This is a genomic window from Cereibacter sp. Soil_C_27, assembly GCF_057657095.1.
The window spans coordinates 877,712-901,148 of record NZ_JBDGJD010000001.1 but is presented as its reverse complement, the minus strand read 5'-3'; the positions used below and the strand labels follow the sequence as shown (position 1 = coordinate 901,148).

23 protein-coding genes are annotated in these 23,437 nt (G+C 67.5%); 8 read left to right on the top strand and 15 right to left on the bottom strand.

Translation table 11 applies throughout. The annotated features are described in order from the left end of the window. Nucleotides 1–54 precede the first annotated feature (54 nt). The gene (gene thrS / locus AC3A5Z_RS04510) at nucleotides 55–2,001 is read left to right on the top strand and encodes a threonine--tRNA ligase (RefSeq protein ID WP_487518175.1); all 1,947 of its coding nucleotides are present in this window, start codon (nucleotides 55–57) and stop codon (nucleotides 1,999–2,001) included. 19 nt (nucleotides 2,002–2,020) lie between these two features. Here thrS and AC3A5Z_RS04505 read toward each other — a convergent pair whose 3' ends face one another. Further along, complete coding sequence (locus tag AC3A5Z_RS04505; protein WP_487518174.1) at nucleotides 2,021–2,377, bottom strand: hypothetical protein; 357 nt, start codon at nucleotides 2,375–2,377, stop codon at nucleotides 2,021–2,023. Nucleotides 2,378–2,577: 200 nt separating this feature from the next. On the opposite strand from AC3A5Z_RS04505, the gene AC3A5Z_RS04500 reads away from it, so the two are divergent. Continuing rightward, a complete protein-coding gene (locus AC3A5Z_RS04500; RefSeq protein WP_107665719.1) occupies nucleotides 2,578–2,784 on the top strand; it encodes a cold-shock protein in 207 nt (68 codons plus the stop codon). A gap of 50 nt (nucleotides 2,785–2,834) precedes the next feature. On the opposite strand, the gene AC3A5Z_RS04495 is transcribed toward AC3A5Z_RS04500, so the two are convergent. Together AC3A5Z_RS04495 and AC3A5Z_RS04490 are read right to left on the bottom strand one after the other, a co-directional pair. After that, complete coding sequence (locus AC3A5Z_RS04495; RefSeq protein ID WP_487518173.1) at nucleotides 2,835–3,161, bottom strand: arsenate reductase family protein; 327 nt, start codon at nucleotides 3,159–3,161, stop codon at nucleotides 2,835–2,837. Between the two features lie 68 nt (nucleotides 3,162–3,229). Beyond that, nucleotides 3,230–3,628, bottom strand: coding sequence for a DUF2177 family protein (locus AC3A5Z_RS04490; RefSeq protein ID WP_487518172.1), 399 nt, complete (start codon nucleotides 3,626–3,628; stop codon nucleotides 3,230–3,232). 96 nt (nucleotides 3,629–3,724) lie between these two features. On the opposite strand from AC3A5Z_RS04490, the gene AC3A5Z_RS04485 reads away from it, so the two are divergent. Beyond that, the gene (locus AC3A5Z_RS04485; RefSeq protein ID WP_487518632.1) at nucleotides 3,725–4,291 is read left to right on the top strand and encodes an REP-associated tyrosine transposase; all 567 of its coding nucleotides are present in this window, start codon (nucleotides 3,725–3,727) and stop codon (nucleotides 4,289–4,291) included. A gap of 80 nt (nucleotides 4,292–4,371) precedes the next feature. Here the strand turns inward: AC3A5Z_RS04485 and thyX are convergent, their stop codons facing one another. After that, the gene (gene thyX / locus AC3A5Z_RS04480; protein WP_487518171.1) at nucleotides 4,372–5,277 is read right to left on the bottom strand and encodes an FAD-dependent thymidylate synthase; all 906 of its coding nucleotides are present in this window, start codon (nucleotides 5,275–5,277) and stop codon (nucleotides 4,372–4,374) included. 207 nt (nucleotides 5,278–5,484) lie between these two features. Here thyX and AC3A5Z_RS04475 point away from each other — a divergent pair, with 207 nt between their 5' ends. Genes AC3A5Z_RS04475 through AC3A5Z_RS04465 form a run of 3 tightly spaced genes read left to right on the top strand, consistent with a single transcriptional unit; the run spans nucleotide 5,485 to nucleotide 8,281 of the window. Next, complete coding sequence (locus AC3A5Z_RS04475) at nucleotides 5,485–6,432, top strand: hypothetical protein (RefSeq protein ID WP_487518170.1); 948 nt, start codon at nucleotides 5,485–5,487, stop codon at nucleotides 6,430–6,432. Then, nucleotides 6,429–7,796 (top strand): tetratricopeptide repeat protein, encoded by a 1,368-nt coding sequence (locus tag AC3A5Z_RS04470; protein ID WP_487518169.1) that lies wholly within the window; start codon nucleotides 6,429–6,431, stop codon nucleotides 7,794–7,796. Before AC3A5Z_RS04475 ends, AC3A5Z_RS04470 begins: the two co-directional genes overlap by 4 nt. 56 nt (nucleotides 7,797–7,852) lie before the next feature. Further along, nucleotides 7,853–8,281, top strand: a complete 429-nt coding sequence (locus AC3A5Z_RS04465) for a VOC family protein (RefSeq protein ID WP_487518168.1) — start codon at nucleotides 7,853–7,855, stop codon at nucleotides 8,279–8,281. Nucleotides 8,282–8,309: 28 nt separating this feature from the next. Here AC3A5Z_RS04465 and ribD read toward each other — a convergent pair whose 3' ends face one another. Both ribD and nrdR read right to left on the bottom strand, forming a co-directional pair. After that, nucleotides 8,310–9,380, bottom strand: coding sequence for a bifunctional diaminohydroxyphosphoribosylaminopyrimidine deaminase/5-amino-6-(5-phosphoribosylamino)uracil reductase RibD (ribD, locus tag AC3A5Z_RS04460; protein ID WP_487518631.1), 1,071 nt, complete (start codon nucleotides 9,378–9,380; stop codon nucleotides 8,310–8,312). Between the two features lie 14 nt (nucleotides 9,381–9,394). Next, the gene (nrdR, locus tag AC3A5Z_RS04455) at nucleotides 9,395–9,862 is read right to left on the bottom strand and encodes a transcriptional regulator NrdR (protein ID WP_487518167.1); all 468 of its coding nucleotides are present in this window, start codon (nucleotides 9,860–9,862) and stop codon (nucleotides 9,395–9,397) included. Between the two features lie 227 nt (nucleotides 9,863–10,089). On the opposite strand from nrdR, the gene yghX reads away from it, so the two are divergent. Continuing rightward, a complete protein-coding gene (gene yghX, locus AC3A5Z_RS04450; RefSeq protein WP_487518166.1) occupies nucleotides 10,090–10,977 on the top strand; it encodes a YghX family hydrolase in 888 nt (295 codons plus the stop codon). Nucleotides 10,978–11,052: 75 nt separating this feature from the next. Here the strand turns inward: yghX and AC3A5Z_RS04445 are convergent, their stop codons facing one another. The 8 genes from AC3A5Z_RS04445 to AC3A5Z_RS04410 all read right to left on the bottom strand — a co-directional run bounded on the left by AC3A5Z_RS04445 (nucleotide 11,053) and on the right by AC3A5Z_RS04410 (nucleotide 21,207). Further along, entirely contained in the window at nucleotides 11,053–11,454 is a 402-nt protein-coding gene (locus AC3A5Z_RS04445) for a hypothetical protein (RefSeq protein WP_487518165.1), read from the bottom strand. Nucleotides 11,455–11,609: 155 nt separating this feature from the next. After that, nucleotides 11,610–13,598 (bottom strand): RNA polymerase sigma factor RpoD, encoded by a 1,989-nt coding sequence (rpoD, locus tag AC3A5Z_RS04440; protein ID WP_487518164.1) that lies wholly within the window; start codon nucleotides 13,596–13,598, stop codon nucleotides 11,610–11,612. Between the two features lie 105 nt (nucleotides 13,599–13,703). Continuing rightward, nucleotides 13,704–15,632 carry a DNA primase gene (gene dnaG / locus AC3A5Z_RS04435; protein ID WP_487518163.1) on the bottom strand — a complete coding sequence of 643 codons (1,929 nt, stop codon included), beginning with the start codon at nucleotides 15,630–15,632 and terminating at the stop codon, nucleotides 13,704–13,706. A 69-nt stretch (nucleotides 15,633–15,701) separates the two neighbouring features. Further along, entirely contained in the window at nucleotides 15,702–16,244 is a 543-nt protein-coding gene (locus tag AC3A5Z_RS04430) for a sarcosine oxidase subunit gamma (RefSeq protein ID WP_487518162.1), read from the bottom strand. Then, complete coding sequence (locus tag AC3A5Z_RS04425; protein WP_487518161.1) at nucleotides 16,237–19,158, bottom strand: sarcosine oxidase subunit alpha family protein; 2,922 nt, start codon at nucleotides 19,156–19,158, stop codon at nucleotides 16,237–16,239. Before AC3A5Z_RS04425 ends, AC3A5Z_RS04430 begins: the two co-directional genes overlap by 8 nt. After that, nucleotides 19,155–19,418 carry a sarcosine oxidase subunit delta gene (locus AC3A5Z_RS04420; protein WP_487518160.1) on the bottom strand — a complete coding sequence of 88 codons (264 nt, stop codon included), beginning with the start codon at nucleotides 19,416–19,418 and terminating at the stop codon, nucleotides 19,155–19,157. The genes AC3A5Z_RS04425 and AC3A5Z_RS04420 overlap by 4 nt, the downstream gene beginning before the upstream one ends. A gap of 9 nt (nucleotides 19,419–19,427) precedes the next feature. Beyond that, the gene (locus AC3A5Z_RS04415) at nucleotides 19,428–20,678 is read right to left on the bottom strand and encodes a sarcosine oxidase subunit beta family protein (protein WP_487518159.1); all 1,251 of its coding nucleotides are present in this window, start codon (nucleotides 20,676–20,678) and stop codon (nucleotides 19,428–19,430) included. A 52-nt stretch (nucleotides 20,679–20,730) separates the two neighbouring features. Then, a complete protein-coding gene (locus AC3A5Z_RS04410) occupies nucleotides 20,731–21,207 on the bottom strand; it encodes a MerR family transcriptional regulator (RefSeq protein WP_487518158.1) in 477 nt (158 codons plus the stop codon). Nucleotides 21,208–21,280: 73 nt separating this feature from the next. On the opposite strand from AC3A5Z_RS04410, the gene AC3A5Z_RS04405 reads away from it, so the two are divergent. After that, entirely contained in the window at nucleotides 21,281–21,910 is a 630-nt protein-coding gene (locus tag AC3A5Z_RS04405; RefSeq protein ID WP_487518157.1) for a cation efflux transmembrane domain-containing protein, read from the top strand. A 58-nt stretch (nucleotides 21,911–21,968) separates the two neighbouring features. Here AC3A5Z_RS04405 and AC3A5Z_RS04400 read toward each other — a convergent pair whose 3' ends face one another. After that, on the bottom strand, nucleotides 21,969–23,399 hold the full coding sequence (locus AC3A5Z_RS04400; RefSeq protein WP_487518156.1) for a Glu/Leu/Phe/Val family dehydrogenase: 1,431 nt from the start codon (nucleotides 23,397–23,399) through the stop codon (nucleotides 21,969–21,971). Nucleotides 23,400–23,437 lie beyond the last annotated feature (38 nt).

Genomic DNA, 23,437 nt, shown 5'->3' with positions numbered 1-23,437 from the left:
GACATAACCCGCAACCGGGCGCATCGTGGGCGCCAAACCGACGAGGAGAGCCATATGGCCCAGATTTCCCTCACATTTCCCGACGGCAACAAACGCGAGTATCCCGCGGGCGTGACCGCGGCCGAGGTGGCCGCCTCGATCTCGACCAGCCTCGCCAAGAAGGCGATCTCGGCGCAGGTCGATGGCAAGCACTTCGACCTGCAGTGGCCGATCCCGGCGGATGCCAGCATCGCCATCAACACCCTGCAGGACGAGGCTCCGGCGCTGGAGCTGATCCGTCACGATCTCGCGCATATCATGGCGCGGGCGGTGCAGGAGATCTGGCCCGAGGTGAAGGTCACCATCGGCCCGGTGGTGGCGAACGGCTGGTATTACGACTTCGACCGCGCCGAGCCCTTCACCCCCGAAGACCTCGGCGCCATCGAGAAGAAGATGAAGGAGATCATCAACGCCCGCGACCCGGTGAAGACCGAGGTCTGGGAGCGGGATCGCGCCATCGCCTATTACGAAGAGCGCTGCGAGCCCTTCAAGGTCGAGCTGATCGAGGCCATCCCCGGCGACGAGCCGCTGCGGATGTACTGGCACGGCGCTTGGCAGGACCTCTGCCGCGGCCCGCATCTGCAGCACACCGGGCAGGTCCCGGCGGATGCGTTCAAGCTGATGTCGGTGGCCGGCGCCTATTGGCGCGGCGACAGCAACCGCCAGATGCTGCAGCGGATCTACGGCGTGGCTTTCAAGAACCGCGAGGATCTGAAGGCGCATCTGCACATGCTGGAGGAGGCCGCCAAGCGCGACCACCGCAAGCTCGGCAAGGAAATGGAGCTGTTCCACCTGCAGGAGGAAGCTCCCGGCATGGTGTTCTGGCACCCGAACGGCTGGCAGATCTACCGCACGCTGGAAGACTACATGCGCATGCGCCAGCGTGCCGCGGGCTACAAGGAAATCCGCACGCCGCAGGTGGTGGACCGCAAGCTGTGGGAGGCCTCGGGCCATTGGGAGGCCTACAAGGAGAACATGTTCATCGTCGAGGTCGAGGAAGAACATGCCAAGGAAAAGCGCATCAACGCGCTGAAGCCGATGAACTGCCCCTGCCATGTGCAGGTCTACAACCAGGGCCTGAAGTCCTACCGCGACCTGCCGCTGCGCCTGGCCGAATTCGGATCGTGCCACCGCTACGAGTCCTCGGGCTCGATGCACGGGCTGATGCGGGTGCGGGGCTTCGTGCAGGATGACGCGCATATCTTCTGCACCGCCGAGCAGATCGAGGGCGAATGCGCCGATTTCATCGCGCTCCTCTCCAGCGTCTACAAGGACCTCGGCTTCGACAGCTTCGAGATCAAGCTCTCCACCCGTCCCGATGTCCGCATCGGCTCGGACGAGGACTGGGACACGGTCGAGACCGCGCTGGAGAACGCCATCAAGAAGGTCGGCGCGGCCTACGAGATCGACCCCGGCGAAGGCGCCTTCTACGGGCCGAAGCTCGACTTCAAGCTGACCGACGCCATCGGCCGCAAGTGGCAGTGCGGCACCTTCCAGGTCGACCCGAATCTGCCGAACCGGCTCGGCGCGGAATACATCGGCGAGGATGGCGCCAAGCACCGGCCCTACATGCTGCACCGCGCGATCCTCGGCTCCTTCGAGCGGTTCATCGGCATCCTGATCGAGAACTACGCCGGCAAGCTGCCGTTCTGGCTGGCACCGCGGCAGGTGGTCGTGGCCTCCATCGTTTCGGATGCCGATGCCTATGTGGCCGAAATCGTTGCCGCCCTCAGAGCGCGTGGCGTGAAGGCCGAGGCCGATACCCGCAACGAGAAGATCAACTACAAGGTCCGCGAGCATTCGGTCGGCAAGGTGCCGGTGATCCTCGCCATCGGCATGCAGGAGGTCGAGGCGCGCACCGTCTCGCTGCGCCGTCTGGGCGAGACCCGGGTGGAGAGCCTGACGCTCGACGCGGTGATTAACCAGCTTGCGACCGAGGCCAAGCTGCCCGGCGCGGCCTGAGCCTCTGGCCGGGCGCCCGTCAGTGGGCGTCCGGCTGCCGCGCCGCCAGGGCCAAAAGGCCGCCGAGCGCGCACATGGCGATCGGGAACATCGTGAAGACGTTGAAGCCGAAGCCGAGCCACAACAGCCCTGCCGCCACCAGCATCAGCCCCCCGCCCAGCACATTGACCGAGCGCGCCATCGCCGCCCCGGCAATGGCCAGCACCGGCGCGAGGAAGGCCGAGGCCTGCACCAGCCGCACGTTCTCCACCTGCCGCGCAAGCTCGCCGATCTCGCCATGCTGCGAGATGAACTCGGTATAGCCGAAGCCGAAGAAGCCGACGAGCATCGCCCAGAGGCCGCCGATGATGCCCAGCACCAGTGCCGCGTTTCGCATGTCGCTCCTAAAGGTCGGAAAACACTCGATTGTTTCCAACGCCACATCCCGCTTGATTTTCATCCGGGTTTTGGCATGATTTTGTCCGTGACAACAGCCGTTCTGACGCTTTCCTGTTTCCAGGCAGTACGCGGAAGACCTGGATGCACGACCCGGGGCAATGACGCTCAGGGTGAAGGCTGATGATAGGGAGAGACGGAATGCCGACGGGCACCGTGAAATGGTTTAACAGTACCAAAGGCTTTGGCTTCATCGCGCCGGATGACGGCGGCAAGGATGTGTTCGTGCACATCTCGGCAGTGGAACGGGCGGGCCTGAAGGGCCTGAACGACAACCAGAAGATCGGCTACGAGCTGCAGTCGGGCCGCGATGGCCGGGCCTCGGCCAGCGATCTGCGCCTGCTCTAAACCATTGTTCTGACAAGACAGCTTAACAGCCCGCGGCAACGCGGGCCGTTTCACCCGAGAAGCTTCGCCTGCACGTCCGCGCCCCAGCCGAGGTGGAGCTGGTCACCCTCGCGGATCACCGGGCGCTTCATCAGCGTCGGCTGCGCGGCAAGCTGCGCCTCGGGCTCCGAGGCTTTCAGCCAGTCCGACAGCCCGCGCCAGGTGGTCGACTGACGGTTGATGATCGCATCGCCGAAGGTCGAGACCATCTCGTCGATCTCGGCCTCCGACAGCGGCTTGGCGCGGATATCGCGGAATTCCGGTGCCTTGCCGGCCGAGTCGAGCGCCTTCATCGCCTTCTTGCAGGTGTCGCAGGTGGAGATGCCGTAAATGATCATCGTGAGCGATTCCGGGGTTGTGCGTCAGATGCACATCCTATGCACATCCGATATGCATCGCAAACCGGTCAGGCATTCGTCAGCGCCCGTGTGACCGCGACGCCCGCCCAGGCCGAGAAGCCGGTGAGCAGCGTGCCCCAGATCAGGTCGGTCGCCACCATCGAGGGATGCCAGTCGCGCAGGATGGCGTAGCTGGTGAACTCGTAGGTGCCGTAGGCCATGGCGCCGACCACCGCCCCCATCACGAAGGCATTGCCGCCGTCGCGCAGCGCCGGGAGCGAGACCAGCCAGACCAGCCCGGCGACATAGGCGAGATAGAAGATTGCCGCCGCGGCGAAACGCGGGCTCTCGAGCATCAGCGCGCCGATGTGGCGGGTGAAGAGCGGCTTCATCACGAAGCTCAGCATCAGCGCATCGAGCGCGAGGAAGGTGACGGCGGTGGCGGCGTAGAGGATCAGAACGGACATGGACGGCCCCTTGTTACGGTGTTTTCGGGAGGTAGGGCGGGACGGGCCCCCGGGTAGGGCAAGGCGTTGTTAACCATGATGGCGGAGGATGGCGGGATGTCGCAATACATCCGCCCGAAGCGCCCCGGCGCGACCGTGTTCTTCACGGTGAGCCTCGCCCAGCGTGGCTCGGACCTGCTCCTGCGCGAGATCGCCGCCCTGCGCGAGGCGGTCCGGGCGACCCGGGCCGAACGGCCCTTCGCGATCGACGCCTGGGTGGTGCTGCCCGACCACATGCATTGCGTCTGGACCCTGCCGGAGGGGGATTGCGGCTATGGGGTGCGCATCGGCGCCATCAAGTCGCGCTTTACCCGTAGGGTGGGGTTCCACCCCACCCCGGCGCAGGGGGTGGTGGGGTGGAACCCCACCCTACGCTCGCCGTCGAAGGTCCGGAAAGGCGACGCCGGGATCTGGCAGCGGCGATTCTGGGAGCATCATATCCGTGACGGGGAGGATTATGCGGCGCATGTCCGGTATTGCTGGTTCAATCCGGTGAAACATGGATTGGTCGAAGATCCGGCGCAGTGGCCCTATTCGTCCTACCGTCGCGACAACCCGTCGGGGGCTGCGGGGAATGGGTGTGGTGGAACCCCACCCGACGCAGGCTTCGGTTCACGGGCGTAGGGTGGGGTTTCACCCCACCATGCGCGACGCCGAACGGCACGGGGGGGGTGGAACCCCACCCTACGGGCCGGGGCCGATCTTCACCCCACCGCCGCCATGAACTCCCGCCACTCGCCCTTCGACATGCCGGAACTCTCCTGCGTCACGGTCTCGCCCTTCAGCATCCGCCGCAGGCAGGCCATCGCCTTGGCCGACAGGTTCACCCCGCCCATGCGATAATCCTCGAAGGCGGCGAAGGCCGAGGGCACCCAGTCGGCCACCACCTTGCAGATCTCGTCGGCATAGACCCGGATCTCGTATTGCGCATGGGCGTCGGCGCGCAGGCGGAGGAAGTGGAAGAGGTTGTGCAGATCCACCTTCCAGTACCACTGGGTGTAGATGTTCATCGGCAGGTTCATCCGCGCCAACTCGCGGGCGAGGCCCTGCTGGCCCTCCTGGCTCAGCATCGATTCGTAATTGTCATAGGCCCGGCCCGCGTCGGACTTCAGGATCTCCAGCACCCGCGCCGCCTCCTCGCCCTCCAGCACCGCGCCGCGGCCCTGGTTGTTCACCGTGCTCTGCGCCGCGAGCTGGGCCGGATTCGGGATGTAGAACTCGCGGTCGAGGATCGAATAGCGGGCCGAATACTCGTTCACATTCGCCGTGCGGTGGCGGATCCACTGGCGGGCGACGAAGACCGGCAGCTTCACGTGCAGCTTGATCTCGCACATCTCGAAGGGCGTCGAGTGCCAGTGCCGCATCAGGTAGCGGATCAGCCCCTCGTCATTCGACACATGCTTGGTGCCGGCGCCATAGGAGACGCGGGCGGCCTGCACGATGGCCGCGTCATCGCCCATGTAGTCGATGACCCGGATGAAGCCGTGGTCGAGCACCTCATGCGCGCGGTAGAGATGCCCCTCCATGCCGGGGCTGACGGCGCGCAGCGTGGCCTGCGGATTGCCGCGGGCCTCTTCGATCTCGGCACGCTGTTCGGGGGTGAGGGGCATGGGCGGGGCCTCCGGCTGTGTGTGCCATATCTATGGGGTTTGGACAGGCAGCATACGAGATCCGGGGGGGATGCGGCAAGTCTTGCCGGGGTGGAGCGACCTTTTTGCATCGGCGCCCGAGGTCACGAACCGGCGGCTTATTGACAGGGCGCAACGGCCTCGGCAGGGTTTCACGAACCCGTGTCCGGCTTACAGGCAGTCCTATCCATGAGCATTCGTACTCTCGCGCCTCTGGCGTTCTCGCTGGTGCTGGCGGCGTGCAGCGGCAATTCCCTCAACAACGGCACCCCGGATGACGGGACCGGCGGTGGCGACGGCGACGGGGATGGCGGCGAGTCGCAGCTGGTCGTGCCGGCGGAGGTGGCGCGGAACCTGCGGGCGATCAGCTATGATCCGGCGGGCAAGGGCACGCTGACGGTGGACATGGACGGGCTCGTCGGGTCGCCGCAGGGGGTGAAGTTCGTCCGCACGGCGAAGCTCGACATCGAGGGCTACGAGGCCTTCACCTATCAGGAGACCAACCTGCAGCGCTCGCATCTGGCGCTCGTCTCGGTGAACAAGCGCGGCAACCTGCAGGCAGGGGTCGTGGCCGATGGCGGCCAGTTCGGGCGGCATTTCGGCGGCGGACATTTCGCCCGGATCGACGTCTACACCCCGCCGACGATCAAGCCGGGGGTGGAGACCGGGCAGTTCAGCTATGCGGGCACCTATGCCGGCGTCTTCGTCACCGGGCCGACCGCGGAAACCAACGTGAATGCCGGGCTGCCGGATCTGATCCTGCCCGGGCACAACTACCGCACCACCGGCACGGCGCTGATCAACGCGAGCTTTGCCAACAACAAGGTGAACGGCGGGGTGGGCAACCGGGAGCTGCTGGACGACAAGGGGCGCAAGGTGCTCGACCTCGCGGCGATCAACTTCCCGGCGACCGACATTGATGCCGAAGGCCAGTTCCTCGGCCCGGTGGAGTTCACCGAGGATAACAGCGGTGCCGGGTCGGTTGCCGGGATCTTCGGCGGCAAGGGCGCGTCGGATGTGGCGGGAGCGATCGTCATCAACCCGATCTCGGGTGAGGACGGCATCTGGGAATACGGCACCTTCAACCTGCCGCGCTGCGATCTGGCGGGGTCTTCGCCGCTGTGCATTCCCCGGTGAGACGCGGGCTCGGGCGGGCGGTTCTGGCCAGCCTGCTGCTGGCGCTGGGGGTGGCCCGGGCCGAGGAGGTCTCGCTCGGTCTCGATCAGGCGCTATGGGTGGCGCGGCAGGCGCAGCTTTCGGGCGATCATGCGCTGGCCAATGCGCTGGCGCGGCGGGTGGCCGAGGCGCGGCCCGAAGATGCGCGGGCGCTGCTGCTGATGGCCGCGACCGAGACGGCGCTGGGGCGGCCCGGCGAGGGGCGACGCTTCGGCCGGAAGGCCTGGGGCAAGGCCGGCGAGGAGCCGGGGCTGCGGCACGAGATCGCCCGGCATACCGCCTATGCCGCGATGGCCGATGGCAGCCCGCTGATGGCGCAGTTCTGGCTGCGCCGCGCGGTGGATACGGCGGCAACACCGGAAGAACGGGCGCAGGACATTGCCGATGTGCGGCAGGTGCGGGCCGGGACGCGGCTGAAGTTCGCGCTGGATCTGGCGGTGGCGCCGTCGAACAACCTCAACAACGGCGCGCAAGGCGGGCTGCTGGTCATCGACGGCGATTATGTCGTCGGCCCGCTGAGCGGAGCGGCACAGGCGCTGTCGGGGACGCTGGCGGTGGTGCAGGCGCGGCTGAGCTATGCCCTGCCCGCCCGTGCCCAGTCTCAGACCACGCTGGGCGTGCGGCTTTACCAGAGCTTCAACTGGCTGTCGGACGAGGCCAAGGAACTGGCGCCGGAGATAGGAGGCTCGGATCTGAACCAGACCACGCTGGAAGCGGTGGTGGATCACGGCTTCCGGCTCGGGTCGTCGCAGGTCTTCGGCCTGTCGGTGGCGGCGGGCAACAGCTGGGTCGGGGAGTATGACATCGGCGAGCATCTGCGGCTGGAGCTGGCCTATCCGCTGCTCACCAGCGAGCGGCGGGCCGTGCGGCTGAAGGGGTCGGCGGAACGGCAGTTTCAGGAGCCGGGGGCAGTGACCGCCGAAGGGCTGACGCTGGAGGGCGTGGAGCTTCTGCCGCGCGGCGACAGGTTCGGCTGGTCGCTGACGGCGCGCGACGTCACCGGGCCGAGCGTCAACGACAGCTACCGAAGTGTTGCCGGCGAGGTCAGCTATGCCTTCGCCGAGCCGCTGGGGCCGGTGACGCTGGCCGCGCGGCTGGGGGCGGGGATGAAGGATTACCCCGATTTCCTGCTCGGCCCCTTTGCCGTGACCGAGGGGCGCCGCGACGAGTATCTGGCGGCCTCGCTCGACCTCAGCTTTCCCGACGTGGGGATGCTGGGCTACGTGCCGACCGTCAGCCTGACCGGGCGCGACACGAAATCGAACGTCAGCCGCTATGAAACCGAACAATACGGCATCAGCTTCGGCTTCGCTTCGAGCTTCTGACCCTCGCCTTCCCGGCGTGGCGTGCTAGTCTCTGGCCCGGAAATAAGGAGACGGTCATGCAGATCAAATATCTTCACACGATGGTCCGGGTTCAGGATCTTGAGGCGACCATCGCCTTCTTCAAGCTGCTGGGGCTGGAAGAGACCCGGCGCACCGACAACGAGAAGGGCCGCTTCACGCTGGTCTTCATGGCGGCCCCCGGCCAGCCGGAGACCCCGGTCGAGCTGACCTACAACTGGGACGGCGACGAGGGCCTGCCCTCGGACAGCCGCCACTTCGGCCATCTGGCCTACCGCGTCGGCAACATCTACGAGATGTGCGCGCATCTGCAGAAGAACGGCGTCACGATCAACCGCCCGCCCCGCGACGGCAACATGGCCTTCGTACGCAGCCCCGACAACGTGTCGATCGAGCTGTTGCAGGAAGGCGATGCGCTGGAGCCGGCAGAGCCTTGGGTGTCGATGCCCAACACCGGGCATTGGTGATCAGTCGGCGGTGAACAGACGGGGATGATCAGACAGGCAGCCAGCGCTGCATGAGATCCTCGCCCACCGCCTCCGCCGCCACCAGACGGAAACGCGGTGCGGCAGCGAGGAGCGAAAGGCCAAGGGGGCCGAGGGCGGGATGGCCCTCGGCCCCGATCAGTTTTCCGGCCTGGAACACGGTGAGCGCGTCGCAGAGCCCGGCGCGGATCAGGCTGGCGCCAAGCCCGGCGCCGCCCTCGCAGAGGATGCGGGTAAGGCCCTTGTCCGCCAGCAGGCTCAGCGCGGCGCGCAGGTCGATCCGGCCGTCCTCGGTGGGGCAGTCGATCAGGGAGGCGCCGGTGGCAGCCCAGGCGGCGCGGGCCTCGGGCGGGGCGTCGGGGCCGTGCAGCAGCCAGACCGGGTGCTGGCCTGCGGTGCGGCCGAGGCGGCTCTCGGGGCTGTGGCGCAGGCGGCTGTCGAGGACGAGGCGGAGCGGCTGGTGAGACGCGCCCATGTCGCGCACCGTGAGGTCGGGATCGTCTGCAAGCGCGGTGCCGGAGCCGACCAGCACCGCATCATGCGAGAGCCGCAGCGCATGGACAGCGCGGCGCGCCGCAGGCCCGGTGATCCAGCGGCTTTCGCCCGTGGCGGTGGCGATGCGGCCATCGAGCGTAGTGGCGAGCTTCAGCGTGACCAGCGGCAGGCCCTCGGTGACGCGCTTGAGGAAGCCCGCATTGGCCTCGGCGGCCTCGGTCGAGAGGAGGCCTTGGCTCACGGCGATGCCTGCGGCCGCGAGCATGGCATGGCCGCGACCCGCCACCCGCGGATCCGGGTCTTCCAGCGCCGTCACCACGCGCGACACGCCCGCCGCGATCAGTGCCTCCGCGCAGGGCGGGGTCTTGCCGTGATGGGCGCAGGGTTCGAGGCTGACGAAAGCGGTGGCGCCGCGCGCCGCCTCGCCCGCCTGCCGCAGCGCCATGACCTCGGCATGCGGGCGGCCGCCAGGCTGGGTCCAGCCGCGACCGACGATGCGGTTGCCCTGCACGATGACGCAGCCGACGGCGGGGTTTGGCCAGGTGCGCCCGAGGCCCCGCGCCCCGAGGGAGAGCGCGAGGGCCATGTAGCGCGTATCGCTCACTCCTCGACGGCGCCGGCGGGCCGCAGTTCGGAGACGAACTTGTCGAAGTCGTCGGCGGCCTGGAAGTTCTTATAGACGCTGGCAAAGCGCACATAGGCCACGGTGTCGATCCGGGCGAGGCTTTCCATGACGATCTCGCCGATCACCTTGGAGGAGATGTCGGTATCGCCCAAGGACTCAAGCCGCCGCACGATGCCCGAGATCATCTGGTCGATGCGTTCGGGGTCGATCGGCCGCTTCTGCATGGCGATGCGGATCGAGCGTTCGAGCTTGGTGCGGTCGAAATCCTCGCGCTTGCCGGAGGTCTTGATCACCACGAGGTCGCGCAGCTGCACCCGCTCATAGGTGGTGAAGCGCCCGCCGCAGGCCGGGCAGAAACGGCGGCGGCGGATCGAGACGTGATCCTCCGCGGGTCGGCTGTCTTTCACTTGCGTGTCGATGTTTCCGCAGAATGGGCAGCGCATGCCTCCCCCTTCGATTGTCCGGTGCCTGCCTCATCGGGGGTTGCACCCCTTCTTATCCACAAGACTATAGGCAAGGGTCGATTTGTTGCACAGGGGAAAGTTCCCACCACTAGATGAGGGGGCGAACCTGTGGCGCGGGAGACTCAATCCTCTGACGCGCCTGTGATCGCGACTTTCTTTGTAACCGGGCTACCCTTGATGCGCATCAATGAAACAGGGAGAGCCCCATGACCCGGATGACGGCCAAGGACTTCGATCAGGAGCTGCTGGAGCTTTACGACTATTACGCGCATGGCAAGATCAGCAAACGCGAATTTCTCGACCGCGCCGGCAAGTTCGCCGTGGGCGGTCTGACCGCGGCGGCGATCCTGTCGATGATGAGCCCGAACTATGCGCTGGCCGAGCAGGTCAGCTTCAACGACGAGAGCATCGTCGGCGAATACATCATGTACCCCTCGCCCAACGGTCATGGCGAGGTGCGCGGCTATCGGGTGCGGCCTGCCGAGGGCGAGGGCCCCTGGCCCGCGGTGGTGGTGGTGCATGAGAACCGGGGGCTCAATCCCTATATCGAGGATGTGGCGCGGCGGTTGGCCAAGGAGGGCTTCCTCGCGCTGGCGCCGGACGGGCTGACCACGGTCGGCGGCTATCCGGGCAATGACGAGAAGGGCCGCGAGCTGCAATCCTCGGTCGATCCCGAGAAGCTGATGAACGACTTCTTCGCGGCGGTCGAGTTCCTGATGGCCGATCCGCAATCCACCGGGAAGGTGGGGATCACCGGCTTCTGCTATGGCGGCGGTGTCGCCAATGCGGCGGCGGTGGCCTATCCGGAGCTGGGCGGGGCGGTGCCCTTCTATGGCCGCCAGCCGAACCCGGCGGATGTGTCGAAGATCGAGGCGCCGCTGCTGATCCACTACGCTGAGATGGACGAGCGGGTGAACGAGGGCTGGCCGGCCTATGAGGCGGCGCTGAAGGAGGCGGATGTCGAGTATGAGGCCTATATCTACCCCGGCGTGAACCATGGCTTCCACAACGACTCCACCCCGCGCTACGACGAGGCGGCGGCGGAACTCGCGTGGCAGCGGACGGTGGATTTCTTCAAGACCAATCTGGCCTGAGACCGGCCCCCGGAAATGACAAAGGCGCAGGGCCCCGCGGCCTTGCGCCTTTGTCATGCGGGCCTGCGGGCAGGCTCAGTCGTCGTCGTCCTCGCGGTCGAGCATGCGGAAGCAGTGCTGCTGGGCGAAGGAGGCGTTGATCGAGGCGCCCTCTGCCCCGATGACGAAGAGCCCGGTCTTGCTGGCCGCCCCCTCGGGCGAGAGCGAGAAGCTGACACCTTCGCCCTGACGCCGCGGCGGCTCGGAGGTGCGCCAGATCCGGGTCAACGGGTCCATCCCGAGACCGCGGATCACGAAATCCCCCGCCGCACACCAGGATTGCGACGCCCCCTGCCCCGGCGAGGTACGCACATGGAAGGCCTGCGCGGTGCCGTCGACGATCAGATCGTTCTGGGCGCGGAAGGCATGGGCGGGAGCGGCGGCGAGCATGCCGGTCAGCGCGAGGGCGGCAAGGGCGGGGAGAGAGGCGCTCTTCATGCGGATATCCTGTCTGTGCGCGGCCGACGAAGGTGGCTGCGACCTGCTGGAAATGTGGCGCGACGGCCCGGCGCTGACAAGGCCGGGTCGTGCACAATGCGGCGTGGAAGGGTGCGTGAGCGGTGGGCAGCGGATGAGACCGCTGCCCGGAAGGCTCACTGATCGAGGAAGCTGCGCAGCTTGCGCGAGCGGCTCGGGTGCTTGAGCTTGCGCAGCGCCTTCGCCTCGATCTGGCGGATGCGCTCGCGGGTCACGCTGAACTGCTGGCCGACTTCCTCGAGCGTGTGGTCGGTGTTCATGCCGATGCCGAAACGCATCCGCAGAACCCGCTCCTCGCGCGGGGTGAGGCTGGCCAGAACGCGGGTCGTGGTTTCCTTCAGGTTCTCCTGAATGGCGGAATCCAGCGGCAGGATCGCGTTCTTGTCCTCGATGAAGTCGCCGAGCTGGCTGTCCTCCTCGTCGCCGATCGGCGTTTCGAGGGAGATCGGCTCCTTGGCGATCTTCATCACCTTGCGGACCTTCTCCAGCGGCATCTGCAGCTTTTCGGCCAGCTCTTCCGGGGTCGGCTCGCGGCCGATCTCGTGCAGCATCTGGCGTCCGGTGCGGACCAGCTTGTTGATCGTCTCGATCATGTGGACCGGGATGCGGATGGTCCGGGCCTGATCGGCGATGGAGCGGGTGATCGCCTGACGGATCCACCAGGTCGCGTAGGTCGAGAACTTGTAACCGCGGCGGTACTCGAACTTGTCCACCGCCTTCATCAGGCCGATGTTGCCTTCCTGGATCAGGTCGAGGAACTGCAGGCCGCGGTTGGTGTATTTCTTTGCGATCGAGATCACGAGACGCAGGTTGGCCTCGACCATTTCCTTCTTGGCCTGCCGGGCTTCCTTCTCGCCCTTCTGCACCTGGTTCACGATGCGGCGGAATTCCTGGATGTCGACGCCGATGTACTGGCCGACGCGCGCCATGTCGCTGCGCAGGTCCTCGACCTTGTCGCGGCTCTTTTCCATCAGTGCCTGCCAGCCGCGGCCAGACTTGGCCGCCATGCGGTCGGCCCAGGTCGGATCGAGCTCGTAGCCCTGATATTCCTCGATGAACTCGCGCCGGTTGATGCGCGCGGCATCGGCCAGCTTCACCATGCTGGAGTTGATCGTCATGATCGAGCGGTTGATGCCGTAGATCTGGTCGATCAGCGCCTCGATCCGGTTGTTGTGCAGGTGCAGACCGTTGACGAGCACGACGATTTCCGAGCGCAGCTTCTGATAGGCCGCCTCGTCGGTGGTCGAGAAGCGGCTGGCGGCGTTCATCGTCGCCGACATCCGCAGATCCTGCATCTCGGCTAGCGTGGCATAGTCGCGCGCGATCAGCTCCAGCGTTTCCAGAACGCGGGGCTTCAGCGCGGCTTCCATCGCCGCGAGCGACATGGCCGAAGCCTCGTCGTCGTCATCCTCTTCCTCGGCGCGGCTGATCGGGTTCCCGTCGGCATCGAGCTCCGGCTCCTCGCCAGCGGTGCGGCGCGGGGCGGCCGAGACATCGACCTCGTCGAGCCCCGCGCCTTCAAGCTCGTCGTCACCGTCGAGCGAGCGGCCGAAGGTCGCCTCGAGGTCGATCACGTCGCGCAGCAGGATGTCTTCCGACAGAAGCTCGTCGCGCCAGATGGTGATGGCCTGGAAGGTCAGCGGGCTCTCGCAGAGCCCGGCGATCATGGTGTTGCGACCGGCCTCGATGCGCTTGGCGATGGCAATCTCGCCCTCGCGGCTCAGAAGCTCGACCGAGCCCATCTCGCGCAGATACATCCGCACCGGATCGTCGGTACGGTCGAGCGCCTCGGCGGAGGTGCCGGATACGGCGATCTCGCGCGAGGAGGACGTGGTCTCGACCAGCTCGCCCGCAGACTCACCCTCTTCGGCCTCGTCATTCTCGATGACGTTGATGCCCATCTCGGAGAGCATCGACATCACATCCTCGATCTGCTCGGACGAGGCCTGCTCGGGCGGCAGGACGGCGTTGAGCTGATCGTAGGTGATGTAGCCGCGCTCTCGCGCATCGGCGATCATCCGTTTGACGGCGGCTTGACTCATGTCGAGCGAGGCTTCGGCGTCCTGCTCTTCTGGTTTGCCGTCGTCGGTATCTTTGACTGCCATGAGGGCTCCTAAGGGGAGGGGCGAGAAGTATAAGCCAGCTCGGGCTCGAATCGTTCCGGGCTATGTATCGAATCAATAGCGCGAATCACAGAAGGGGGAAGCGCATTAGCCCCTTTTCTTTATCCACACCTGTCCGTCGATCAAGTTTTGCAGGTGTTGGGACAGGGCAGAGCGGTCTTCGCCCAGATCCGATGAGTCGTCGAGTCGCGATCGGTCGGCACGATGTCGCGCCGCCGCCGCCTGCGAGAGCCGCCATGTCAGCCCCTCGTCGGCCAGTCCCGAGAGGTCTTCCACCGCGTCCTCGATCTCTTGTCTTGCCCCGCGCCGTGCGTCCAGCTTGGCCAGTTCTTCCGCGACGCACATCATCGCCATCGCGGTGTCCTGCGGATTTCGCACGGGTGGACAGATGCGGACATGGGTGAGGCCGAGCAGCGTTTCAAGGGCTTGGCCCGCCGCGGCTGCCAGATTCTGCCGCGCCATCGCGGGATCCGGAGTGTCGGCTTCGGCCAGAAGGGCCGAGCGCAGGCGCTGGTGGTCGATATTCGACAGGGAAAGCATCTCGAGCGCGGATTCGAATCGGTGCACGAGATTGGGATGCACCGCCAGCACGGCGAGAATCACCGCGATGCGCATCTCGTCCTCGATATGCTCTGAGGCCGAGGTCGCCAGCAGGGACGCGCGGGTGGAGGCGACGGGCGGCTGCGGCACGTCCTTGCGGAAACCCTTGATGAAGGGCCGCTTCGGCATGGCGGAGCCGAAGATCTCCTGCCGCAGGCGGTTGATCTCCTCGCCGTAGTGGTGGCGGATCGAGGGATCCTTGATCCGCTTGATCGCGGCGCGCAGCGTCTTGTCGAGCGCGGCGCGGCGTTCAGGGCTGTCGAAGACCTTGCCGTCGGTCTCGCGCCGCCAGAGCAGGTTGACCATCGGCTGCGCGGTGTCGATGACCTTCTGCATCGCCGGCGCGCCCTGGGTCTTGAGCAGGTCGTCCGGGTCGAGCCCGGCAGGCATGACGGCAAAGCGCAGCCCCTGCCCCGCCTCGAGCAGCGGCAGGGCAAGGTCGATCACCCTGAGGGCCGCGCGGATGCCGGCGGTGTCGCCGTCGAGCGCGATCACCGGCTCGGAGTGGATGCGCCACATCAGCTGCAGCTGGTCCTCGGTGACGGCGGTGCCGAGCGGGGCCACCGTGGCGCGGAAGCCCGCCTCGCTCAGCGCGATCACGTCCATGTAGCCTTCGGCCACCACCAGGGGCTGGCCCTTGCCCGCCGCCTCGCGCGCGGGGCCGTGGTTGTAGAGGTTGCGGCCCTTGTCGAAGAGGTCCGTTTCGGGGCCGTTGAGGTATTTCGCCCGGGCGTTCGGATCCATCGCCCGCCCGCCGAGGCTGATCGCCCGTCCCCGCCCGTCGCGGATCGGGAAGATGATCCGGCCGCGGAAGCGGTCATAGGGCTCGCCGCCGTCGTCCGGCTTGGCGCAGACGCCGGAGGCGACGATGAGCTCGGGCGAAAACCCCTTTGCCTTTAGCGCATTGAGCAACCCCTGCCGCGCATCCGGCGCAAAGCCTAATTCGAAACGATCCTGCCCCTCCTGCCCCAGCCGACGCTTGGCCAGATAGTCGCGCGCCGCGGCACCCGCGCCGGAGCGGAGCTGCAGGCGGTAGTATTTCACCGCCTCCTCCACCACCTGCACCAGCTGGGTGCGGTGGTCGGCCTTCTGCGCCGCGCGCGGGTCGCGGGCGGGCATCGGCATCCCGGCTTCGCGGGCGAGGATCTCCACCGCCTCCATGAAGCTGACGTTCTCGGTCTCCTTGATGAAGCCGATGGCATCGCCCTTCGCGTGGCAGCCGAAGCAATAGTAGAAGCCCTTACGGTCGTCGACGTGGAAGCTGGCCGATTTTTCCTGATGGAAGGGGCACGGCGCCCACATGTCGCCCTTGCCTTGGTTGGACTTGCGCAGATCCCACGTCACCTTGCGCCCGACCACCTGGCTGAGCGAGATGCGGTTGTTCAACTCATCAAGGAATCCGGGCGGGAGGCTCATGCCTCCTATATCGGGTCTGGCGCGGCGCGAGTCCAGCGGTGCGCGGGGTCAGGGGCGCTGCGGCAGCGGTCAGCCGAGCGCTGCCCGCGCCGCCACGGCCCGCATCGCCGTCTCGATCTCGTGCCAGGCGGTCTTCGCCATCGAACGGAACACCATGACGGCAAAGCTCTCGGCCCCGCTGCGCATCAGGATCGCCTGCATGTGGTTCAGCGGTGCCCGGGCCACGCGGCCCTGCGGGAACTGGGTCAGCCGCAGATCCAGCGGCACGAGGCGCGACAGCACCTGATCCGCCGCCCTGCCCTCCAGCAGCAGCGTGGCCCAGCCGTCGGACTGATCGGTCGCGGCGCAGGCCCCGGCCAGACCCTCGGGCGGCGGGCCGAAGAGGAAGGCCTGATCGCGGCCGGTCCAGACCAGACGGTGCGTGTCGGTGCTGACCATGGTGTTCGGTGCGGGAAAGCTCAGCCCTGCCGCCGCCAGCAGCGCGTCGAGCGGGCGGTCCTGCAGCCGGGCCAATGAGGTGATCGGGCCGGGATGATTTTCGGCAAGGCGCAGCCCGCCCAGCGTCAGCGGGGCATGACCGGCGAGGGCAGAGCGGGCGATGAGGCTAGCCACGGAGTTTGACCCCTTCCTTGTCGTGGAACACCGGATGCGTGACCTCGCAGAGGATGTCGATGTTGCGCAGGTGATCGACCAGCCGCACCGTCTCGCCCTTGCGGGCGCGCCCGTTGCGCAGGAAGCCGAGCGCCAGCCAGTGACCCAGCGTCGGGGAATGGCCGACCGAGGTGACATAGCCCTGATCGGCCTCGCGCGTCACCTCGTCGCCCAAGGTGAAGAGGTGTGCGCCGGCGGAGGGCTGGGCCTCGCCCAACGGGCGCAGCCCGACGAGCTGTTCGCGCGACGCACCCAGAAGGCCCGGGCGCTGTGCCGCCGCCTTGCCGATGCAGTCCTTCTTGGCCGAGACCATGCCCTCCATGCCGATGTCGAAGGCGGTGGTGCGGCCATGGATCTCGGCATGGGTGATGAAGCCCTTCTCGATCCGCAGCACGTTAAGCGCCTCCATCCCGTAGGGGCCGCCGCCAAGCGTTTCGGCGCGGTTCACCAGATCGCGGAACAGCGCCTCGCCATAGCGGGCGGGGACGGCGAGTTCATATCCCTCCTCGCCGGAGAAGGAGATGCGGAACAGCCGCGCCGGGGTGCCGTGGACGCTGACGGCGCCACAGGCCATGAAGGGGAAATCGCTGAGCGGCGCGTCGAGCAGCGAGTTCAGCAGCGCGCGGGCCTTTGGCCCGGCGACGGCGAACTGCGCCCAGGCTTCGGTGACCGAGATGGTGCGCACATCCCAGCCCTTGCAGAAGGCCTGCTGCACGAAGTCGAGATGCCGCATCACCAGCCCCGCCGCGGCGGTGGTGGTGGTCATCAGGTAGTGCTGCTCGCCCAGCCGCGCCGTGGTGCCGTCGTCGAGCACATGGCCATCCTCGCGCAGCATCAGCCCGTAGCGCACCCGCCCGACCGGGAGATTAGAGAAGGTGTTGGTATAGACCAGATCGAGGAAGCGCGCGGCATCGGCGCCCTGGATGTCGATCTTGCCCAGCGTCGAGACGTCCGAGACGCCGACACAGCCGCGCACCATGCGCACCTCGCGGTCGCAGGCCTCCCGCCAGGTGGTCTCGCCGGGTTTGGGGAAATAGCTCGGGCGATACCAGAGCCCGGCCTCGATCATCGGCGCGCCACGCTCGACGGTGGGCCGGTGCGAGGTGGTGAAGCGTTGCGGGGCAAAGCCCTCGGCCCGCCCGCCCGCGCCCATCGCGGCGATGGAGACCGGGCTGAACGGCGGGCGGAAGGTGGTGGTGCCGGTCTCGGGGATGCCGCGGCCGGTGGCATCGGCCAGCACCGCCAGCGCGCCCACGTTGGAGTTCTTGCCCTGATCCGGCGCCATGCCCTGCGTGGTGTAGCGCTTCATGTGCTCGACCGAGCGGAAGCTTTCCTGCGCGGCGAGTTCGACGTCCTTCACCGTCACGTCATTGGCGAAATCGAGCCAGGCCCGGCCCTTCCCCGGCACGGCCCAGAGCGGCTGCAGGGTGTAGGCCGCATCCTCCGCCTCGGGCAGCGCCATCTCGGGGGCGGTGAGGTCGAGCGCGCCCAGCGCCTCGACCGCCGCGCGCCGCCCGTCGGCAAGGCAGGCGGCGGTGGAGAACAGACCCTTCGCCGCCCCCGCCGGGATCAGCCCCGGCACGGCGCCGGGCGTCGGCACGAAGGCCGCCAGCCCCGCATCCCATGTCGGGCGGCCGTTCAGGTGGCAGGTCAGGTGCAGCGTCGGGTTCCAGCCGCCGGAGAGGCCGAGGCAATCGGTGTCGAGCGTCAGGCTTCCGCCGGGGTGGCTGACGCTGATCTGGCTCAGCGCGTGACGGCCCCTGGTGTCGGTGACCGTGCCGCCGGCGATGACGCGGCAGCCGTCCTCGAGGGCGGCGTCGGGGCGGCTGTCGATGATGGCGGCGACGCTGACGCCGGCGGCGATCAGGTCGCGGGCGGCGCGGCGGGCCCCGTCGTTGTTGGCGAACAGCGTCACCTTGCGGCCCGGCGCCATGCCGTAGCGGTTGAGATAGGTGCGGATCGCGCTGGCGGTCATCACGCCGGGGCGGTCATTGTTGGCGAAGGCGATGGGCCGCTCCAGCGCGCCCGCCGCCAGCACCGCCTGCCGTGCCACGATGCGCCAGAAGCACTCGCGCGGCAGATCGGCCGCGGGTGCAAGATGCAGCCCCACCCGCTCCAGCGCGCCATAGGTGCCGTCGTCATGCACGCTGGTCACGGTGGTGCGGGTCATCAGCCGGACATTGGGCAGGCTGCGCAGCTCGGCGAGCACCCGCTCCACCCAGTCGACCGCAGGACCGCCATCAAGTGGCGCCGTCTCTGCCAGGAGCCGCCCGCCCATCCTTGCATCCTCGTCGGCGAGGATCACGTCGGCCCCGGCCCGGGCCGCGGTCAGCGCGGCCATCAGCCCCGTCGGCCCCGCGCCGATCACGAGGAGGTCGCAGAAGGCATAGGCCTTCTCGTAGGCCGCCTCGTCATGCTTGCCCGACAGGCTGCCGAGCCCCGCGGCGCGGCGGATCATCGGCTCGTACAGGCTTTCCCAGAAGGCGCGCGGCCACATGAAGGTCTTGTAGTAAAACCCCGCCGAGAGGAAGGGCGCGGCCAGATCGTTCACCGCCAGAAGATCGTATTTCAGCGAGGGCCAGCGGTTCTGGCTGCGGGCGACCAGCCCCTCGTGCAACTCCTGCACCGTGGCGCGGACGTTCGGGGTCTGCTGGTTGCCCTCCATGATCTCGACTAGCGCCGAGGGTTCCTCCGATCCGGCGGTGAGGATGCCGCGCGGGCGGTGATACTTGAAGCTGCGCCCGACCAGCCTGATACCATTGGCCAGCAGCGCCGAAGCCAGCGTGTCGCCCCGGTAGCCGGTCAGCGCCTGCCCGTCGAAGCGGAAGCCGATGCGGGTGGAGCGGTCGACCAGTCCCTTGCCGTCGATCCTCATGCCGAGACCTCCGCCACCAGTTCGACCGCGGAGATCTCATGCGTGACCGTGTTGCGGGTGACGACCAGCCAGGAGGCGCAGCCCAGCTCGTGATACCAGAGATCGCGCGTCTCCCCGGCGGGGTTGTCGCGCAGATGCAGGTAGTCGTCACAGGCCTCCGGCGCGGCATCGGGCGCGGGGCGGTGCAGGTAATCCTCCGCGCCGTAGTAATAAAACTCGCGCCGGTCGCGGGCGCCGCAGAGGGGGCAGGTGATGCGCATGATGATCCCTCAGTGCAGGTTGTGCTGCGAGCCGGTGCCTTCTTCGTCGAGAAGATGGCCGGTGGCGAAACGGTCGAGGCGGAAGCGGCGGGCGACCTCGTGCGGCTGGTCGGTGGCCATCAGATGCGCCATGCACCAGCCGGAGGCCGGGACCGCCTTGAAGCCGCCGTAGTTCCAGCCGCAATCGACGTAAAGCCCCTCGACCGGCGTGCGGTCGATGATTGGCGAGCCGTCGGGCGTCATGTCCATGATGCCGCCCCAGGAGCGCAGCACCTTGGCGCGGCCGATCATCGGCATCAGCGTCATGCCGGCCTCCATCACATGCTCGACCATCGGCAGGTTGCCGCGGCTGGCGTAGGAGGCGTAGAAATCGAGATCGCCGCCGAAGACCAGCCCGCCCTTGTCGGACTGGCTGATGTAGAAATGCCCCATGCCGAAGCTGACCACATGGTCGATCACCGGCTTCAGCCCCTCGGTGACGAAGGCCTGCAGGATGTGGCTCTCGACCGGCAGCCGCATCCCGGCCATCGCCGCCACCTGACCGGAGCGGCCCGCGGCCACCATGCCGACCTTCTTCGCCCGGATCGCGCCGCGCGTGGTCTGCACGCCGGTGACGTGGCCGTTCTCGATGTCGATCCCGGTCACTTCGCAGTTCTGGATCAGATCCACCCCGCGCCGGTCGGCCCCCCTCGCATAGCCCCAGGCCACCGCATCGTGCCGCGCCGTGCCGCCGCGCGGGTGCAGCAGGCCGCCGTAGATCGGGAAGCGGGTCTGTTCGAAATCGAGATAGGGCAGATGCTCGCGCACGCCCTCGCGGTCCAGAAGGATCGCGTCGTCGCCCTGGTTGATCATCGCATTGCCGCGCCGCACGAAGGCGTCGCGCTGGCCGTCGGAGTGGAACAGGTTGATCAGCCCGCGCTGCGAATGCATCACGTTGTAGTTCAAATCCGCCTCCAGCCCCTCCCAGAGCTTCAGCGAATGGGAATAGAACTCGGAGTTGCCGGGCAGGAAGTAGTTGGCGCGCACGATGGTCGTGTTGCGCCCGATGTTGCCGGAGCCGATGTGGCCCTTCTCGAGCACCGCTATATTGGTCAGGCCGAAGTTCTTGGCGAGGTAATAGGCCGTGGCAAGCCCGTGCCCGCCGCCGCCGATGATCACCGCGTCATATTCCGGCTTCGGCGCCGGGTCGCGCCACATGCCGCGCCAGCCACGGTTGCCGAGGAACCCTTGGGCGATCACCTTCAGCCCGGAATATCGCATCGCGCCCTGCCCCCTCGTTTCCCGGCAGCTTGAACCGGGTTGATCCCAAGTTTCAAGGACCGACGTGCGATGCTGTTCCTGTGGCGACATCCGACGTCGCATCTCGGCCAGCATGGTGATCCGTGGCGCAGAGCGCATGATCGGCAAGCGTTTCCAGAATGCGGCAGGTGGCGGCCCGGTCATGCGCGCAGAGCCCGATCATCCGCTCCAGCTCGCCGGCGAGGCTCTGCAGTTGGGAGATGCGGCGCTGCACCTCGGCCAGCTGGCGCCGGGCGATGGCGTCGGCCGCATCGCAGGGCGCCTCGGGCCGGTGGGCGAGGTCCAGGAGGTCGGCCACCTCGGGCAGCGGAAAGCCCAGATCGCGCGCATGGCGGATGAAGCGCAGCCGCGCCACATGGTCGTCGCCGTAGAGCCGCTGGTTGCCATCCGAGCGCGGCGGCGCGGGCAGGAGGCCGCGGTCCTCGTAGAAGCGGATCGTGTTCACCTTCACGCCGCTCAGTCGGGCGGCCTCGCCGATGGTGATTTCCATGAAGAAACTCCTTGCAGCTACAGCGACTGTAGATGTTACGCCCGAGTCGACGTAGACACAAACGGAGTTCCCCATGTCAACCGGATGCCATTGCCACGCCGCCCCACCGCGTTTCGAAGGCCTGTCGCCCGCCTATCGCCGCGCGCTCTGGCTGGTGATCGCGATCAACGGGGCGATGTTCCTCGTCGAGATGACCGCCGGAGCGCTGGCCGGGTCGCAGGCGCTGCGGGCCGACGCGCTGGATTTCCTGGGCGACACGCTGACCTACGGGCTGAGCCTCGCGGTCATCGGCATGCCGCTGGCCCGGCGGGCGCAGGTCGCGCTGCTGAAGGGGCTGTCCTTGGGCGCGATGGGGCTCTGGGTCTTCGGCTCGACGCTCTGGCAGCTGATGGTGCTGGGCGTGCCCGAAGCCTCGGTGATGGGCGTGGTCGGCGCGCTGGCGCTGGCGGCCAATCTCGCCAGCGTGGTGATCCTGATGCGCTACAAGGACGGCGATGCCAATGTGCGCTCCGTCTGGCTCTGCAGCCGCAACGACGCGGTGGGCAATGTGGCGGTCATGGGCGCGGCGGGCGCCGTGGCGCTGACCGGCGCCGCCTGGCCCGACCTGCTGGTTGCCGGGCTGATGTCGGGGCTGTTCCTGTCCTCCTCGGTCCAGATCCTGCGGCAGGCGCTGGCCGAGCGGCAGGAGGCGGCGGCGGCCTGAGCCGCCGCGCCGGAGCCGCCGTGTCTGGGCGGAAGGCGGCGGCGGTGCCGCCGCCGGGTCAGAGCCCCTTCGACTTGTAGGTGGCCGCGACGCGGCCGATCGAGACGATATAGGCCGCGACGCGCAGATCCTCGACATCGTTGCGCCCATGCCAGACCTCGCGCATCGCCTGATAGGCGGCGCGCATCGTGTCGTCGAGGCCGGAGCGCACGAGGGCCAGCTCGTCGGAGCCCTGCATGAACTTCTCCTTGAAGTCGGGCGAGAGCTGCCAGCCCAGCCCCTGATCCGACGACAGCCGCTCCAGCTCCTCGACCAGCGCCCGGCTGCGCGCCTCCTCGGCGCGGCGCTGCATCCGGCCGAAGCGGATGTGGCTGAGGTTCTTCACCCATTCGAAATAGGACACCGTCACCCCGCCCGCGTTGGCGTACATGTCGGGGATGATGACGATGCCCCTCTGGCGCAGGATCTCGTCGGCGCCGAAGGTGATCGGCCCGTTGGCTGCCTCGATCACCAGCGGCGCCTGGATACGGGCGGCATTGGCCTTGGTGATCACCCCCTCCAGCGCGGCGGGGATCAGGATGTCGCAGGCATGTTCCAGCACCGAGGCGCCATCCTCGACCACGGTCGCCAGCGGATATCCCTTCACCGAGCCGGTCTTGGCGATCCACTGCGACACCGCCTCGACGTCGAGCCCGGTCTCGGAGACCAGCGCGCCGTCACGCTCGATGATGCCGGTGATGATCGCGCCGTCTTCCTCCGACAGGAACTTGGCGGCATGGTAGCCGACGTTGCCTAGCCCCTGCACGATGACCCGCTTGCCGTCGAGATCGCCGGAGAGCCCGGCCTTGGCCTTGTCCTCGGCATGGCGGAAGAATTCGCGCAGCGCGAATTGCACGCCGCGCCCCGTCGCCTCCACCCGGCCGCGGATGCCGCCTGCATGCGGCGGCTTGCCGGTGACACAGGCCTTGGCGTTGATGTCGGTGGTGTTCATCCTTGCGTATTGGTCGGCGATCCAGGCCATCTCGCGCTCGCCGGTGCCCATGTCGGGCGCGGGCACGTTCTGTGCCGGGTTGATCAGGTCGCGCTTGATCAGCTCATAGGCGAAACGGCGGGTGATCTGCTCCAGCTCGTGCTCGTCCCAGGCGCGCGGATCGATGCAGAGCCCGCCCTTGGACCCGCCGAAGGGCGCCTCGACCAGCGCGCATTTGTAGGTCATCAGCGCCGCCAGCGCCTCGACCTCGTCCTGGCTGACGGAAAGGGCATAGCGGATGCCGCCCTTCACCGGTTCCATATGCTCGGAATGGACCGAGCGGTAGCCGACGAAGGTCTCGATCTTGCCGCGCAGCCGCACGCCGAAGCGCACGGTATAGGTGGAGTTGCAGACCCGGATCTTCTGCTCCAGCCCGGGCGAGAGATCCATCAGGCCGATGGCCCGGTTGAACATCAGATCGACGGATTCGCGGAAACTCGGTTCACCAGCCACTTGCATGCCATATCTCCTTGTCAGGCCGCTCCGCCCGTCGCCGG